The sequence below is a fragment of the Pseudomonas sp. THAF187a genome, assembly GCF_009363395.1.
In the GTDB taxonomy this organism is placed as follows: Bacteria; Pseudomonadota; Gammaproteobacteria; order Pseudomonadales; family Pseudomonadaceae; genus Aquipseudomonas; species Aquipseudomonas khazarica.
Genome location: NZ_CP045349.1, coordinates 5201268 through 5216760, shown reverse-complemented (window position 1 = coordinate 5216760; position 15493 = coordinate 5201268). Strand labels below are relative to the sequence as shown.

18 protein-coding genes are annotated in these 15493 nt (G+C 67.6%); 9 read left to right on the top strand and 9 right to left on the bottom strand.

From position 1 onward, the window contains the following. Positions 1-63: 63 nt before the first annotated feature. A complete protein-coding gene (locus FIV02_RS24375; protein WP_152490029.1) occupies positions 64-1977 on the top strand; it encodes a DUF2207 domain-containing protein in 1914 nt (637 codons plus the stop codon). Between the two features lies 1 nt (position 1978). Here the strand turns inward: FIV02_RS24375 and FIV02_RS24370 are convergent, their stop codons facing one another. Genes FIV02_RS24370 through folE2 form a run of 5 tightly spaced genes read right to left on the bottom strand, consistent with a single transcriptional unit; the run spans position 1979 to position 5413 of the window. Continuing rightward, entirely contained in the window at positions 1979-3316 is a 1338-nt protein-coding gene (locus tag FIV02_RS24370) for a dihydroorotase (protein ID WP_152490028.1), read from the bottom strand. After that, complete coding sequence (locus tag FIV02_RS24365) at positions 3313-3873, bottom strand: DapH/DapD/GlmU-related protein (RefSeq protein ID WP_037055589.1); 561 nt, start codon at positions 3871-3873, stop codon at positions 3313-3315. The genes FIV02_RS24370 and FIV02_RS24365 overlap by 4 nt, the downstream gene beginning before the upstream one ends. Further along, positions 3870-4103, bottom strand: coding sequence for a membrane protein insertion efficiency factor YidD (gene yidD, locus FIV02_RS24360; protein ID WP_037055587.1), 234 nt, complete (start codon positions 4101-4103; stop codon positions 3870-3872). The genes FIV02_RS24365 and yidD overlap by 4 nt, the downstream gene beginning before the upstream one ends. Further along, the gene (gene hisI / locus FIV02_RS24355; RefSeq protein ID WP_152490027.1) at positions 4100-4519 is read right to left on the bottom strand and encodes a phosphoribosyl-AMP cyclohydrolase; all 420 of its coding nucleotides are present in this window, start codon (positions 4517-4519) and stop codon (positions 4100-4102) included. Before hisI ends, yidD begins: the two co-directional genes overlap by 4 nt. A 3-nt stretch (positions 4520-4522) precedes the next feature. Then, on the bottom strand, positions 4523-5413 hold the full coding sequence (gene folE2, locus FIV02_RS24350) for a GTP cyclohydrolase FolE2 (protein ID WP_152490026.1): 891 nt from the start codon (positions 5411-5413) through the stop codon (positions 4523-4525). A 71-nt stretch (positions 5414-5484) separates the two neighbouring features. Between folE2 and dksA the strand changes: the two genes are divergently transcribed. Genes dksA through FIV02_RS24335 form a run of 3 tightly spaced genes read left to right on the top strand, consistent with a single transcriptional unit; the run spans position 5485 to position 7771 of the window. Beyond that, positions 5485-5907 carry an RNA polymerase-binding protein DksA gene (gene dksA, locus FIV02_RS24345; RefSeq protein WP_037055581.1) on the top strand — a complete coding sequence of 141 codons (423 nt, stop codon included), beginning with the start codon at positions 5485-5487 and terminating at the stop codon, positions 5905-5907. A gap of 14 nt (positions 5908-5921) precedes the next feature. Beyond that, positions 5922-7127: a zinc metallochaperone GTPase ZigA gene (zigA, locus tag FIV02_RS24340; RefSeq protein ID WP_037055578.1), complete on the top strand. Its 1206-nt coding sequence runs from the start codon at positions 5922-5924 to the stop codon at positions 7125-7127. Next, the gene (locus FIV02_RS24335) at positions 7127-7771 is read left to right on the top strand and encodes a DUF1826 domain-containing protein (protein ID WP_152490025.1); all 645 of its coding nucleotides are present in this window, start codon (positions 7127-7129) and stop codon (positions 7769-7771) included. Before zigA ends, FIV02_RS24335 begins: the two co-directional genes overlap by 1 nt. A gap of 185 nt (positions 7772-7956) precedes the next feature. Here FIV02_RS24335 and FIV02_RS24330 read toward each other — a convergent pair whose 3' ends face one another. Then, complete coding sequence (locus FIV02_RS24330; protein ID WP_037055574.1) at positions 7957-8307, bottom strand: hypothetical protein; 351 nt, start codon at positions 8305-8307, stop codon at positions 7957-7959. 84 nt (positions 8308-8391) lie between these two features. On the opposite strand from FIV02_RS24330, the gene FIV02_RS24325 reads away from it, so the two are divergent. Together FIV02_RS24325 and FIV02_RS24320 are read left to right on the top strand one after the other, a co-directional pair. After that, positions 8392-9351 (top strand): GTP-binding protein, encoded by a 960-nt coding sequence (locus FIV02_RS24325; RefSeq protein WP_152490024.1) that lies wholly within the window; start codon positions 8392-8394, stop codon positions 9349-9351. A 36-nt stretch (positions 9352-9387) separates the two neighbouring features. Continuing rightward, positions 9388-10266 (top strand): alpha/beta fold hydrolase, encoded by an 879-nt coding sequence (locus FIV02_RS24320; protein ID WP_037055571.1) that lies wholly within the window; start codon positions 9388-9390, stop codon positions 10264-10266. A gap of 95 nt (positions 10267-10361) precedes the next feature. Here the strand turns inward: FIV02_RS24320 and FIV02_RS24315 are convergent, their stop codons facing one another. Continuing rightward, the gene (locus FIV02_RS24315; RefSeq protein ID WP_037055569.1) at positions 10362-10757 is read right to left on the bottom strand and encodes a DUF3301 domain-containing protein; all 396 of its coding nucleotides are present in this window, start codon (positions 10755-10757) and stop codon (positions 10362-10364) included. Positions 10758-10878: 121 nt separating this feature from the next. On the opposite strand from FIV02_RS24315, the gene FIV02_RS24310 reads away from it, so the two are divergent. Then, complete coding sequence (locus FIV02_RS24310; protein ID WP_047584225.1) at positions 10879-11412, top strand: zf-TFIIB domain-containing protein; 534 nt, start codon at positions 10879-10881, stop codon at positions 11410-11412. A 25-nt stretch (positions 11413-11437) separates the two neighbouring features. On the opposite strand, the gene FIV02_RS24305 is transcribed toward FIV02_RS24310, so the two are convergent. Further along, a complete protein-coding gene (locus FIV02_RS24305; protein WP_037055566.1) occupies positions 11438-11923 on the bottom strand; it encodes an acyl-CoA thioesterase in 486 nt (161 codons plus the stop codon). 104 nt (positions 11924-12027) lie between these two features. Between FIV02_RS24305 and FIV02_RS24300 the strand changes: the two genes are divergently transcribed. Beyond that, on the top strand, positions 12028-12738 hold the full coding sequence (locus tag FIV02_RS24300; protein WP_152490023.1) for a tetratricopeptide repeat protein: 711 nt from the start codon (positions 12028-12030) through the stop codon (positions 12736-12738). Next, complete coding sequence (locus FIV02_RS24295) at positions 12738-13985, top strand: hypothetical protein (protein WP_152490022.1); 1248 nt, start codon at positions 12738-12740, stop codon at positions 13983-13985. The genes FIV02_RS24300 and FIV02_RS24295 overlap by 1 nt, the downstream gene beginning before the upstream one ends. Positions 13986-14097: 112 nt before the next feature. On the opposite strand, the gene FIV02_RS24290 is transcribed toward FIV02_RS24295, so the two are convergent. Then, positions 14098-15465 (bottom strand): glutamine synthetase family protein, encoded by a 1368-nt coding sequence (locus FIV02_RS24290; protein ID WP_152490021.1) that lies wholly within the window; start codon positions 15463-15465, stop codon positions 14098-14100. Between the last annotated feature and the right edge of the window lie 28 nt (positions 15466-15493).

Genomic DNA, 15493 nt, shown 5'->3' with positions numbered 1-15493 from the left:
TAGGGTGCCGCTCCGATTTGCCCGAGAGATGGCTGCGCAGGTACGCGCATCGAGGAGAGTGTCATGTCAGGAAGACTGCGGGTGCTGTTGTGGCTGTGCTGTTTCTGTGCGTTCGGCCTGCGTGCCGAGGAGGCGATTCAGGCCTATGACGTGCGCATGCAGGTCGAGCCGAGTGGCGAGGTGCTGGTGACCGAGCGCATCGCGGTGATGGCCGAGGGCAAGATGATCGTCCGTGGTATCTACCGTGACATTCCCGTCCGCTATCGCCTGGGCAACGGCCTGTTGCGCAGCACGCCGCTGACGCTGATATCGGCCACGCGTGACGGGCGTCCGGAAAGCGTCACCGAGCAGCGCCTCGAGCATGCCCTGCGTCTGCGTCTGGGCAGCGCCGATGTGCGGCTCGAGTCTGGGCCTCATGTCTACGAACTGACCTACCGGATGAATGCGCAGCTGCTGCATCACGCCAGCGTCGATGAACTCTACTGGAACGTGACCGGCAATGACTGGTCGCTGCCGATCCGCCACGCCAGCGTCGAGGTACTGCTGCCGGAGGGCGCGCAGATCCAGGCGGCACATGGCTACACCGGCTACCGGGGTTCGCGTGAAGGGGCCTACGAGGTGCTCGAGCAGCAGGGGAACCGCCTGCGCCTGGCGACCACGCGCGAGCTGGATGCGCGTGAAGGTTTTACCGTCGCCCTGGCCTGGCAGGCGGGGCTGGTCACTCGCCCCGGCTGGTGGGACGAGCTGCTGGTGCTGCTCGCCGACAACCTGCGGCGCATTCTGCTGGTGGCCGCTTTCAGCGGGTTGCTGCTGTTCTACGCACTGATCTGGTGGGCGAAGGGACGCGGGCCGGCCAAGGGCCTGGTGATCCCGCTGTTCGAGCTGCCACGTGGCGTCAGTCCGCTGATGGCCGGGTATGTGTGGCGCCGTGGCCTGAAGCATGACCGCAAGGGCGTGCGGGCGCTGAGCATCATGTTCACCGACCTGGCCATTCGCGGCTGGCTCAGCCTGCAACGCGACACCAGCGGCCTGGTGCTGACGCGGGGCGAGGTGGACGGGGATGCCATACGCGAGGAGGAGCGGCGCGTGCTCAATGCCCTGATCACGCGGGAGGGCGGCTCGCTGACCCTGGGCGGGCGCTACGAACCGCGTCTGGCGAACGCCCTGGAGGTGCTGCTGAAGAGCGTCAAAGGGATCGAGCGGAACAACTTCAGCAATGCTACCGGGCACTGGCTGTTCGGTGCCTTCTTCGCCCTGGTGACGGGGATCGCGCTGTTGGTGACGTCCACGGGCGACGCGGAGGCTGCGAACAACGCCGTCTGGCTGATGCTGCTGGGAATGCTGCTGGGGGCCGGGACGCTCTACTGCCTGACCCACGGGATGATCGGGACCGGACTCCCGCTGCTGCTGTTCGCCCTGGCGTGTCTGGGCCTGGCCGCAGGCCTGGTGGGCGGCGATGCCGTGCTGCAGTGTCTGGCACTGTTCGCCATCGTCGCCGTGGCACGCAAGCTCATGCGCTCGCCCACCATCGCCGGACGGCGCCTGCTCGATGAGCTGGAGGGCTACCGCAACTACCTGAGCCTGGCCGAGAGGGACGTGCTGGACAAGGCGGGCCAGGCTCCGGTGATGAGCATCGCGCTGTACGAGCGGCATCTGCCCTACGCCATGGCCCTGGGGGTCGAGCGGCAGTGGACCCAGCGCTTCACCGCCGAGCTGCGCAAGGGCACGCTGGCGCCGGTGGAGGTGGACTACCAGCCACAGGGCTTCACGCAACTGATGACCTCGGGTGAGGCGATGACGCTGGCCTGGAACCTCGACCGGATGCTGATGACGGCGTCCGTGCCACCCGAGGCGCCGAGATCGGTCGACAGCTTCTCCGGCTCCAGCAGCGACGACAGCGGTTCCGGCTCGTCCGCCTCCCATGGCGGCGGCTCCTCCGGCGGAGGGGCTGGCGGCGGCGGAGGCGGCGGCTGGTAACTCAGGCGCGTCGGTAGCGCAGCGGCAGGCCCTGGCAGTCGTCCTGCACCTGGCCGGCGTGCCAGGCCAGCTGCCCGGACACCAAGGTGCTGCGCACGGCATGGCGGAAGCTGCGGCCCTGGAAGGGTGTCCAGCCGCAATGGGCGAGGATCGGCTGCTGCGCTACCGGGCAGGGTTCGGCCAGACGCTCCACCAGGGTCAGGTCGGCCCAGTAGCCTTCGCGCAGGTAGCCGCGCTGTTCGATGGCGAAGCGCTCGGCCACGGCGTGGCTGGTCTTTTCCACCAGCAGCGGCAGTGGCAGCAGGTCGTCGGCCACCAGCTCCAGCAGTGCCGGCAGGGCGTGCTGCACCAGCGGCAGGCCGGCCGGCGCCTGCCGGTAGGGACGTCGCTTCTCCTCCAGGCTGTGCGGCGCGTGGTCGGTGCCGATGATGTCCAGGCGTCCACAGAGCAGGGCCTGGCGCAGGGCGTCGCGATCGGCGCGCTGCTTGATCGCCGGGTTGCACTTGATCAGGTGGCCGAGGGCGGCGTAGTCGCTGTCGTCGAAGTACAGGTGGTGGGCGCAGACCTCGGCGGTGATCCGTTTGCTGGCCGCCGGGCCGGGCATGAACAGCTCGAGTTCGCGTGCCGTGCTGATGTGCAGCACGTGCAGGCGCGTGCCATGGCGGCGGGCCAGGCTCACCGCCAGGCTGGAAGACTGGTAGCAGGCCTCGGCATCGCGGATCGCCGGGTGCTGGTCGGCGGGGATGTCGTCGCCGTACCTGGCCTGCCACCTCGCCTCGCGTTCACGGATGCGCGGGGTGTGTTCGCAATGCGTCAGCAGCAGGGTCGGACAGTCACGGAACAGGCGCTCCAGCGCAGGCAGGTCGTCGACCAGCATGTTGCCGGTGCTGGCGCCCATGAACACCTTCACCCCTGCCACGCGGTCAGGGTCGAGCGCGGCAACGGTGTCGAGGTTGTCGTGACTGACGCCGAAGTGAAAGCCGTAGTTGACCCGCGAGCAGCGGGCAGCGCGCTGCTCCTTGGCCGCCAGCGCCTCCAGCGTCAGGGTCGGCGGCAGGGTGTTGGGCATGTCCATGACGCTGGTGATGCCGCCGGCCACCGCCGCGCGCGATTCGCTGGCGAAGCTGCCCTTGTGCGGCGCGCCGGGGTCGCGGAAGTGCACCTGGTCGTCGATCATGCCCGGCAGCAGGTACTGGCCGGCGGCGTCGAGCACGGCCTCGCCGGGGAGGTGGGCGAGGCTGCTGGCGATGGCGTCGATGCGCCCGTGGCGGATGCGCAGGTCGGCCTCGAACACACGACCTTCGTTGACCAGCCGGGCGTTGCGGATCAGCACGCTCAAAACTCGTTCTGCAGGGCCTTGTAGCCCCGCACCAGGTCGATGTTGGTACGTGCCACGTCTTCCGAGAACTCGCTGGCCGAGACGCTGACGCGGGGCAGGCTGGCGAGGTCGGTCTTCGGCCCGATGCGCTGGGTGGAGGTGACGTGGAAGCCCGCCGGCAGGTCGCAGCCGTCCACCACCGCGTTGTGCCGCACCACGCAGCCGTCGCCGACGCTGCAGTTGAACAGCACGCTGTTGAAGCCGATGAACACCCGGTTCCCGACCCGGCACGGGCCGTGGATGATCGAGCGGTGGGCGATGGAGCTGTGCTCGCCGATGGTGACCGCCGCACCGGACTTGGAGTGGATCACCACGCCGTCCTGGATGTTGGAATTGGCGCCGATGACGATCGGCTGCATGTCGCCGCTCTCGTCCACCTCGTCGGCGCGGATCACCGCGTACGGACCGACGAAGACGTTGTCCTCGATGATCACCTTGCCGCAGATGATGGCAGTCTTGTCGACATAGGCGGACTCGGCGATGAGCGGCAGGTGGCCGGACGGGTTCTTGCGGATCATGGGCGTTCCTTGGGCGAGGGTTCGGGCACCGGGTCGTAGCCACCCGGGTGCCAGGGATGACAGCGCAGCAGCCGGCGCAGGCTGAGCCACAGGCCGCGCAGCAGACCGTGTTTCTCCAGGGCCTCGATGGCGTAGTGCGAGCAGCTCGGATGAAAGCGGCAGCGCGGGCCGAGCAGGGGGCTGAGCAGGTACTGGTAGAGGTGTACCAGGGCGATGGCGATGCGTTTCATCCCGGACGGCTCACGGCGACGCGCAGCAGCTCGCCGTCCAGTTCGTTGTAGAAGCAGGCAGGGCGCCCGGTATGGCAGGCCGGGCCGGTCTGTTCGACCCTGAGCAGCAGGGCGTCGCCATCGCAGTCGAGGCGGGCGCTGTGCAGGCGCTGGCGATGACCGCTGGTTTCGCCCTTGCGCCACAGGCGCTGGCGCGAGCGCGACCAGTAGCAGACCTGGCCGCTGCTCAGGGTTTCCGTCAGCGCGGCGCGATTCATCCAGGCCAGCATCAGCACCTCGCCGTCATCGTGGCGCTGGCTAATCACCGGGATCAGGCCGGCGTCGTTCCAGGCGATGGCGTCCAGCGTTGCCTGCAACGACCGGGTGTGACCGGCGCGGGCCGACTCCAGTTGCAACCAGAAGGGCTGGGCAGGCATGCGTCAGCTCCAGTTGCAGCGGCTTTCGGCCACCGCGTCGTGGGCGTGCAGGCTTTCCGCATGGACCACCCTGAGGCGGAAGGCGCTGACCTCGGGCAACTGGCCCAGCGCATGGTGCAGGCGGCGTGCGGCGTCCTCGCAGAACATCAGGTTCTGCCCGTTGGCCAGGGCGAAGGCCTGTTCGTCGGCACGCTTCACCGCCGTCTGGACCGGTGTGCCCAGGGCCTGCTCGGCGCTGTCGATCAGCGCCAGCAAGGGCAGCTCGATGCATGCCGGGTGCAGGCGCAGCTGCAGCGTCGCCGTGCTGCGCTGGCTGTGCGGCGTGGCGACGATGCCCTGGGTCGAGCCGAGCCAGTCGAGCGTGTTCAGGTAGTCCGCCTGCCGGTCGGGAAAGTCCCAGGCGAAGCGCTGCTGGATCAACTGCCGCGCCAGCGCCGCCGAACAGGGGCAGGTGGAGGAGTACTCGACCTCGACCTGCAGCTCGATGGTCAGGCCGCGGCCGTCCTGGCGGGCGCGTATCTCGAACGGGTAGGCCTTCCAGCCGTGCAGCGGGCTGACCAGCGCCGGGCGCTTCAGCGGCACCGCGCCGCGCAGGGTCAGGCTGGCGCTGTCGGACAGCGCCTGGTGGCTGCTCAGGCAGTCATCCAGCACCTGGAGGATGGCCGGCACCTTCAGCTCGAGGTGCACCAGGCGCTGGGCCGCCAGGTACAGGCGCGACATGTGGATGCCACGCGCTGCGGCATCGTCGAGGCTGACGCCGATGTCGACGCTGGCCGTGACCGCCTCGCCCGCCAGGCGGATCGGCAGGGCGATGCCGGCCATGCCGACCCAGTCCAGCGACAGGTCGTGATGGGTGGCTTGGGCGGCGATATCCGGCAGGGGTTGTTCGTTCATCGTAAATCCGTGGGTCGCTGTCAGAAATTAATGTTATGTTATAACAATCAAAACAAGCTAGCCGATTTGCCATGACCCTGACCGTGCCCACCCAGGTCGAGCTGCTCGCTCAGCCGGCCGACGACTACATGAACGAGGCCCAGCAACAGTTCTTCCGGGCGTTGCTGCTGGGCCAGCGCAGCGAACTGCAACTGCGCATCGACGACGAATTCGCCCAGTTGCGCGAACCCGACAGCAGCAGCGACGTCGCCGACATCGGCGCCGCCGAGGAGCAGCGGCAATGGCAGCTGCGCCTGCTGGAACGGGAAAAGAAGCTGCTGGACAAGATCGACCAGGCGCTCGAACGCCTGGCCCGTGGCGAATACGGCTGGTGCGCCGAAACCGGCGAGCCCATCGGCCTGAAACGCCTGCTGCTGCGCCCGACCGCGACCCTGTGCATCGAAGCCAAGGAGCGTCAGGAGCAGCGCGAAAAACATCAGCGTGACCGTGACTGAACGAGGAACACCCCATGCATCAGCGTCTACCCGTTACCGTGTTGTCCGGCTTTCTCGGCGCCGGCAAGAGCACCCTGCTCAACCATGTGCTGAAGAACCGCGAAGGCCGCAAGGTCGCGGTGATCGTCAACGACATGAGCGAAATCAACATCGACGGCAGCGAAGTGCAGCGCGACGTCAGCCTCAACCGCGCCGAAGAGAAGCTGGTGGAGATGAGCAATGGCTGCATCTGCTGCACGCTGCGCGAGGACCTGCTCGACGAGGTCAGCCGCCTGGCCAGCGAGGGCCGCTTCGACTACCTGCTGATCGAGTCCACCGGCATCAGCGAGCCGCTGCCGGTGGCCGAGACCTTCACCTTCCGCGACGAGCAGGGGCGCAGCCTGTCCGACCTGGCCCGGCTCGACACCATGGTCACGGTGGTCGACGGGGTGAACTTCCTGCGCGATTTCCACGCGGCGGACAGCCTGGCCAGCCGTGGCGAAACCCTGGGTGAGGAGGACGAGCGCTCGATCACCGACCTGCTGATCGAGCAGGTGGAGTTCGCCGACGTCATCCTCATCAGCAAGATCGACCTGATCAGCCAGGCCGAGCGCGAGGAGCTGATGGCCATCCTGCGTGGGCTCAACACCCATGCCGAGATCGAGGTCATGAGCATGGGCCGGGTCGCCCTGGACACGATCCTCGACACCGGCCGCTTCGACTTCGACCGCGCCTCGCAGGCGCCGGGCTGGCTCAAGGAGCTGCGCGGCGAGCACGTGCCGGAAACCGAGGAATACGGTATCGCCTCCAGCGCCTACCGCGCGCGGCGGCCCTTCCACCCGCAGCGCTTCTTCGACTTCCTCAGCCGCGAGTGGAGCAACGGTCGCCTGCTGCGCTCGAAGGGCTTCTTCTGGCTGGCCAGCAAGTACCAGGAGGCGGGCAGCTGGTCGCAGGCTGGCGGCCTGATGCGCCATGGTCTGGCCGGGCGCTGGTGGCGTTTCGTGCCCAGGCAGCACTGGCCGCAGGACGAAGAAGGTCTGCAGGCCATCATGAAGCACTGGAGCGCCGAGGTCGGCGATTGCCGCCAGGAGCTGGTGTTCATCGGCCAGAACATCGATTTCGCACGCCTGTGCCGTGAGCTGGACGACTGCCTGCTGAGCGACGCCGAGATGGCCGGTGGCCCGGAGGCCTGGCGCCTGCTCGCCGACCCGTTCGGGCCCTGGCAGCAGGAGGCGGCCTGATGTTCGCCCTGCAGTTGCCGAAGGCCTCCCGGCAGGTGCTGGGCGAAGGTGTCGAGGTGCTTGGCGAGGTGCTGCACGACGGCGTCAATCTGGCGGTCTGGCAGCGCCAGCTGCCGGCGCGGATCAGCCTGTTCGCCGAGACCTTGCTGGCCCAGGGCGAGCCGCTGGCGCAGTCGATGACGCTGGAGCTGGCGCAGCCGGACAGCGAGCCGAACCTGTTCGGCCTGGTGGCGCAGTACGCCGACATGCCGGGGCAGAGCGCCTTCCTCGCCGACGTGGCCTGGCTGGTGGGCGCCTATGCCTGCCTGCTCGATGCGCGGCGCATCGGCCTGCGCCTGCGGGTGCTGGACAAGGCCATGTGCCCGCGCTTCCACGTCGATCATGTGCCGCTGCGGCTGATCACCAGCTACGCCGGCGTCGGCAGCGAGTGGCTGGAGGAGGGAGACATGTCGCGCAGCCGGCTGGGTCAGGCGGCTGCCGAGCCGCAGGATGAGGCCTGCATCCGCCGCCTGGGCGCTGGCCATGTGGCCTTGGCCAAGGGTGAGAAATGGCAGGGCAACGAAGGGCAAGGCCTGATCCACCGCTCGCCGCAGCCTCCGGCCGGCGAACGACGCCTGCTGCTGACGCTGGACTGGCTGGCCTGAGGCGAGCGCTCCATGCCAAGGACGTCGCTGGTCGGCCAGGTGCCGGAGACACCGGTGGGGCAAAAAAAAGCCGGAGCGACTGCCCCGGCTTCAAGCACCAAGAGATCATGTCGACGCGTGACTCGACATGAGGGTTACGTGAGGTACCCGTGGCTATTAGGCGCTTGTTCGATGACGCTTTGATGTCAGGGCTTGATCCACTTGCCGCGATACTGGCTGGTGCAAGCGGGCTCCAGGTACAGCGCATCGCTGGCCACGCCGTAGTAGTGGATGTCCTGCTGGTACAGGTCGTTGCCGGCGAGCGCGTTCTGGCAGACCCCGTAGGCGCCTTGCGGGCATTGCTCGACGAACTCCACCTCGACCTTCTGGCCCTTCAGCTGCGGCTGGCAAAAGCCCTCGTGGAACAGCGAGGAGGGGATATTGCGGTTCTCCTGGCACACCTTCACATCCAGGCGCTCCGCCTGGCTACGCACGATACAGGCCTCGGCGAGCGCCAGGCCCGGCAGTAGGGAAAACAGCAACAACCATGCACGCATCTGCTCGACTCCGGGAAAAACCGTCCGCGAATCTAGCACGCCGACCCGTTGCAGTCTGTGCCATGAAGCACCGACCATAGGCCCATGCTCACTCACATCCCCACTCATCTGATCGCCGGCCCGCTGGGCGCAGGCAAGACCAGCCTGATTCGTCATCTGCTGGCGCAGAAGCCGGCGCACGAACGCTGGGCGGTGCTGATCAACGAATTCGGCCAGATCGGCCTGGACGCTGCGCTGCTGGAGCAGGGCGACGATGCGGTCGCCATGGCCGAGGTGGCGGGCGGTTGCCTGTGCTGCGTCAACGGCGCGCCGTTTCAGGTCGGCCTGGGCCGCCTGCTGCGCAAGGCCAGGCCCGACCGTCTGCTGATCGAGCCGTCCGGCCTCGGTCACCCGGCGCAGTTGCTGGCGCAGCTGCGTCAGCCGCCCTGGCTCGGCGTGCTGGCCGTGCAACCGGCGCTGCTGGTGCTCGATGCCCAGGCGCTGCCGGAGGTGCAGCGTGAGGCCCTGGCGGATGCCGGCTTGCTGCTGCTGAACAAGAGTGCCGGGCTGGATGCGGCGAGCCGCGCGCGGATTGCCGCCGCGCTGCCACCCGTGCCACTGCGGTGGAGCGAGCATGGGCAACTCGATCTGGCCGAGCTGCCGGGCGTGGCGGCGCAGGCCGCAACGGGCGGGGTCGGCGCCGGGTTACCCACAGGTGCGGCGAGCCTGCCGCAGATCTGGCGCAACGCGGCCGAGCCGATCTGCCAGGTGCAGGCTCAGGCGGAAGGCTGGAGCATCGGCTGGCGCTGGCACCCGAGCCAGCGCTTCGACCTGGCGTCGCTCGGGCAGTGGTTGCAGGGCCTGGACTGGCGGCGTGCCAAGGCGGTGGTGCACGGCGCGGCCGGCTGGCGTTCGCTCAATGCCGTGCAGGGGCAGGCGCTGCAGGGCTGGGGGACGAGCGAATGGCGCAAGGACTCGCGTCTGGAGCTGATCTTCGCGCAGGCGCACGACGCCGATGCACTGACGGCGGCGTTCGCCCGCTGCCGGATCGACCCGGCTGGCTGATACACTCGCCGCGCTTTCATCGCTGTGGATAACCTCATGCAACTGCTGTCCTGGTCTCACGCCACTTCTGCCGGTTTCACCCTGCGCGGCTGGCACAGCCCGCCGTCGGGCAAGCCGCTGCTGCATTTCCTGCATGGCAACGGCTACTGCGGGCGGGTCTACACGCCGATGCTGACGCTGCTGGCGGAGGACTTCGACCTCTGGCTGTGCGACGCCCAGGGGCATGGCGACAGTGATCATGGCGGCCGCTTCCACGGCTGGAACCGTAGCGCCGAGCTGGCGGTGGAGGCATTCGAGGCCCTGCGTGGCCCGTTCGGCGAGGTAGCGCGCTTTGCCGTCGGGCACAGCTTCGGCGGGGTGCTCACCAGCCTGATCCTGGCCCGCCATCCCGAGCTGTTCCGGCGCGCCGTGCTGCTCGACCCGGTGCTGTTCAGCCCGGCGATGATCGGCGTCATGGCGCTGTCCGACGTGGTTGGTCTGGCGCAGCGCACCGGGATGGCCAAGCGGGCGCAGAAGCGCCGCCGGCAATGGCCGGACCGCGCCAGCGCCCATGCTGCCCTGCACGGCCGTGGCATGTTCAAGGGCTGGGATGAAGCGGCCTTCGCCGCCTACGTCGAGCATGCCTTGAAGGATGTCGAGGGTGGCGTCGAACTCAAGTGCCGGCCGAGCCGGGAAGCCGACATCTTCGGCTCCTATCCACGCCGGCTGTGGCCGTCGCTGGGCAAGATCTCGACGCCGACGCAGGTGATCCACGGCGCGCGTACCTACCCCTTCGTGGCGAAATCGGTGGCGCGCTGGTGCGCAGGCAACGGCCACGTCCGCAGCCAGGTGGTGCCAGGCGGGCACTGCTTCATGCAGGAACAGCCGGCAGACAGTGCCGAACGGGTGGCGAACTTCCTGCTGCAACGCGGCTGATGGGGCTCCGCATCATGTAGGAGCCGGCTTGCCGGCGATCGAGTGGCAGAGTATCGCTGGCAAGCCGGCGCCCGGGATCAAGGCTGCACGCTGCCTTACTGCGCCTTGCGGCGCCAGTCTTCCAGGCGGATGACGTTGCCCGGATGCTGCACCGAAACCGGCTCGGGCTGCGGCTCCAGAACCGGGTGCGGCTCCAGCTCGATGCGCCCGAGGTGTGCGCCGAACATGCTGATCTGCCCGCGCAGACGCTGCTCGCCGGTGACGGTGAACTCGAAGTCGTAGAGCCGGGCCAGCCGGCGGTGGCCCCTGGCGTCGCGCTGGATGGCCAGGCGACGCAGCGCCACGGCACCGTCCAGCAGCTCCACATCGAGCTTGGCGCAATGCTGCTTGGCCAGTTGCAGGGCCCGCTCGCGAATGCCGTGGCCGCGCCACAGCCAGGCGCAGACGGCGGCGAACAGTATCAACAGGAATGCATCGAACAGGTTGATCATGGTGACTCCGACTTCGGGAGACAGAGCTTAGCCTATCCGCCAAGCAGTTCTCAGCTACCAACTTGCCCTTGTGTCGGCTGTGCATTAGCGTGCGCGCATTCAACTGGAAAAGGACGTCACCATGCACTGCCCCGCCTGCCGTACCAGCCGCCTGCAACCGGCAAAACTCGAAGACGGCCTGCTGGGCCATGGTTGCCCGCAGTGCTCGGGCACCCTGGTCAGCCTGCTGCATTACCGCGACTGGGCCGAGCGCCAGCCGGAGCAGGAGGGTGTGGCGACACTGGCCGCCGAGGAACAAGTGGGCGAGTCCAGCCACGCCCTGAGCTGCCCCAAGTGCGCCAAGCTGATGAGCAAGTTTCAGATCAGCGGTACCCGTGCCAACCGCCTCGACCTCTGCGGCACCTGTGACGAGGCGTGGCTCGACAGCGGCGAGTGGCAGCTGCTCAAGGCGCTGGAGCTGAGCCACCGCATGCCGGCGATCTTCACCGAGGCCTGGCAGCGCCAGGTGCGTCAGCAGGCCAGCGAGCAGGCGCGGCGCGAGCGCTTCACGCGCATCGCGGGGGAGGAGGCGATTGCCCGTGCCGACGAGATTCGCGAGTGGCTCAAGGACCATCCGCAGCGCCGCGAACTGTTGTTCTATATCGGCCACGACTGAGGGCGCGGCCTCTGGCAGAACGTGCTCAGGCCTTTTCCTCGCTCAGTGCCTTGTAGCGCAGTTGCAGCTCCTCGCGGATCTGCCGGCGCTGTGCGGCCTGGCGCTGACGGCGCAGGCCATCCGGGGTGTCCGGTTGCAGTTCGGGCACCGCTGCCGGGCGTCCCTGGTCGTCCATCGCCACCATGGTGAAGAAACAGCTGTTGGTGTGGCGCACCGAGCGTTCGCGAATGTTCTCGGTGATCACCTTGATGCCGATCTCCATCGAGGTGCGCCCGCAGTAGTTGACCGAGGCGAGGAAGGTGACCATCTCGCCGACGTGTACCGGCTCGCGGAAGATCACCTGGTCCACGGACAGGGTCACCACGTAGCGCCCCGCGTAGCGGCTGGCACAGGCGTAGGCCACCTCGTCGAGGTACTTGAGCAGGGTGCCGCCGTGGACATTGCCGGAGAAATTGGCCATGTCCGGGGTCATCAGTACGGTCATCGTCAGTTGCGCGGTTCCGGCTTCCATCATGGCTCCGAGTGCGTGTGGGGCTGCTGAGAGTAAGGCCCGTCGGCCCTGGGGATGCAAGATTCAAACTAGACTCGCCACTTCCTGTTGCAAGGATGCCATCCATGCCAATCCGCTCGAAACGTCTGTACCTGTCCCTGTTGCTTGCCGTCGCCGGCAGTGCGCAGGCAACCGAGGACTGCGCCACCGTGGTGCAGTGCAACCAGCGCGGCACCGCCGCCTACCAGGCCGGCCAGTATGCGCCGGCCATCGAAGCGTTCGAGCGTCAGTTACGACGCGTCGAGCAGGGTGACTCGGCACAGTTGGAGCTGGCCCTGAACAACCTGATCCTGGCCAACCTGCGCGCTGGCGATGCCGGCATGGCGCGGGCCTGGTTGGGCGTGGCCCTGGACAGGCAGCTCAACGGCGCCTCGACCCGCCTGCACCTGGGCAAGGTGGCCGAGGCGCTGGACTACCAGGCGCTGGCCGCCAGTCCCCAGGGTCGCTACCTGCGCTACGGCGGCCAGGCGGTGTGGAGCGAGCTGCAGATCAGCGCCGACCCGCAGGGCGGCTATCGCGCCCGCTTCTCGCCGCTGCGCGCCGGGGCGCGGGTGGAGGAATACGGCCCGGCAGCCATCGGCAAGCTGGACGGTCGCCTGCACGGCGATGGCGCCGCGATGACACTGCAGGACGCCCAGCTGGGCGCCGGTTGCTCCGTGCAGCTGCTGCGCGAAGGCATCGCCCTGCGCGTGCTGGAGGTGTTCGACGAGGGCTGTCAGGACTACGGCGGCATGGGCATCAGCGTGGCGGGCGGGTACATCAAGGTGAGCCGATGATGCGCAGAGGGATCGTTGCACTGCTCGCGAGTCTGCCGGTGCTGCTGGTCGTGAGTGGCTATGCCTGGATGCGGGATGAGCCGCTGAGTGCCGACGCCCAAACCTGGCTCGAACAGGCCCAGGTCGATGCGGCGCAGAGTCGGGCCTATGTGTTTCTCAATGGTCTGGATGCCGATCCTGGGCAGTCGCCAGAGGCACTGGGTGCCGAGCGGCTGCAGGCCTATCGCACCTGGCGCAGCAGCCACGGCCCGTTGGATGAGGGTTTTGCGGAGCCGCTGGTCCCGACGTTGGCTATAGCGAATGGACCATTGTTCTGTGCGATAGAGAAAGATGGCTGTCTGAGCACACTGCTGAGTGGCGTGTCTGGCTGGGTGGAGACGGATGAGCAGCGTCTTCTGCGCGAGCGCTACTGGCAGTTCCTCCAGCTCGATGACTACCGCAATCTGCTGGAGGACAGCATCATGGCCCCGTTGCCGCCCTACCACTACCTGGTGAATGGCCAGCAGCTGCTGGCTCTGCAGCTGCTCAAGGCGGCTCAGGCGGGGGAAGGTGAGCAGGTTCGGGTGCGTCTGGATGAGGAGCTGCAGCTGCTGCGAGGGCAGATGCGTCGCGCCGATACGCTGATCGCGAAGATGATCATGGTGCGTATGGTCGAGCGCAACATGCGCTGGCAGGCCGTGCTCTATCGCCAGGGGCTGATGCCCGCGCCGAGCAGCGTGCCTGCATTCGATCAAGCCGAGCGCAGCTTGCTGAGGCCGCTGCAGTATGAGTTTCGGAGTGTGGCCCTGATGTTCAAGAGCCAGCCCAGCAGCAACCTGGACTGGAAGGAGCGCCTGCTCATGTGGTGGGGGCTGCGTCCGCAGATGAGCATCAACGCCAGCCTGAGTTTCTATCAGCCACTGGCTGAGCTGTCGCAGCTTCCGCCTGCGGAGTTTGCCCCTAAGGTTCAGCAATTGCCTGAACCTCAGTGGCAGAAGAGCCGGCGCAATCCCGTGGGTAACGTGCTGCTGGGTGTGGCCATACCGGACTTTCGTGACTATGCCGTGCGTGTGCAGGACCTTGAGGCCCAGCGCCGTCTCCTGCAAGGGATGTCTCAACTGCCTCAAGGTGTGCCAAGTGCCGAGCAGTTGCATGCCTTCGACAACCCCTACTATCCGGGCCAGCCGGCGCTGCTCGATGAGCGTGACCGGCTGTGCTTTGCCGGACCTTTGCCGGTGCGAGACGGGGCGCGCTGCCTGTCGCTGTGAGCCGGACGTAGCCCGGATGCAATCCGGGGGCTGGTTCGGCAATTTCCCCGGATTTCATCCGGGCTACATGGCGCAGTCGGGTGGGTGACGCTTGTTCATCCACCTGCCCGGCTCAGGCGTGGCTCAGGTACCAGCGCCAGTCCTGTTCGCCCACTTCGCCCATGAACTGGCGGTACTCGGCCCATTTGATCGCGAGGAAAACCTTGAGGAAGCCCTCGCCCAGCGCCTCGCACGCCCAGCTTGAACCTTCCAGGTTGCGCAGGGCGGTAAGCCAATCCGTGGGCAGCGTTTCGCGGGCCTGTTCGTAGCCGTTGCCGACGATGGCCGCCCCCGGATCGATCTGCTCGCGGATGCCCTTGTGGATGCCGGCGAGAATCGCGGCCGCCGCCAGGTAGGGGTTGGCATCGGCGCCGCAGATGCGGTGTTCGACATGACGGCTGTGGGCCGGTCCGCCCGGCACGCGGAAGGACACGGTGCGGTTGTTCACCCCCCAGCTCTTGGCCAGCGGTGCATAGCTGTTGGCCTGGAAACGGCGGAAGGAGTTGGCGTTGGGGCAGAAGATCGCCAGCGCATCGTCGAGCGTGGCCATCATGCCGCCGATGGCGTGGCGCAGCAGCGGCGTACCCTGCGGGTCGTCGCTGGCCATCAGGTTGTTGCCGTTCTCGTCGGCCAGCGAGACGTGCATATGCAGACCGCTGCCGGCCAGGTCGCCGAAGGGCTTGGCCATGAAGCAGGCCTGCAAGCCGTGTTTGTTGGCCACGCCCTTGACCAGGCGCTTGTAGCGCACGCCCTCGTCCACCGCCTGCAGGGCGTCGAAGCGGTGCTCCAGGGTCAGCTCGAGCTGGCCCGGCGCGTATTCGGAGATTGCCGTGCGCACTGGTAGGCCCTGTGCCTCGCAGGCGGCATAGAGATCGTCGAGGAACGGCTGCAGCTGTTCCAGCTCGTAGACGCCGTAGACCTGTGGCGCCTGTGGGCGCACGCCGTTCATCTGCACGGCAGGCTGCGGGCGACCATTGGCGTCGCGCTGCTTGTCCAGCAGGTAGAACTCCAGCTCCACCGCCATCACCGGGTGATAGCCTTCGGCCTTGAGCGCGTCGATGGCACGCACCAGCACGTGGCGTGGATCGCCCGGCGTGGCTGGCAGGCCCTGGGTCGGGTGCATGCTTACCTGCAACTGGCCGGTGGGCACGGTGCGCCAGGGTTGCAGGGTCAGGCTGCCGGGCAGCGGGTAGGTCCAGCAGTCGGCGTCGGCCACTTCCCAGACCAGGCCGCTGGCCTCGACGTCCTCGCCCTGGAGGGTCAGCGACAGGATCGAACTGGGCAGCGGCCGGCCATTCTCGTAGATGGCCAGCAGTTCGTCGCGGTGCAGCAGCTTGCCGCGGGGGATGCCATTGGCGTCGATCAGCATCAGCTCGATGCTGCGCACCTCGGGGTGGCGATCTAGAAAGTCGCGGGCTTCCTGGGGATTGGCGAATTGCATGTGGGTTCTCGTAGAAGGTCGTGGGGCG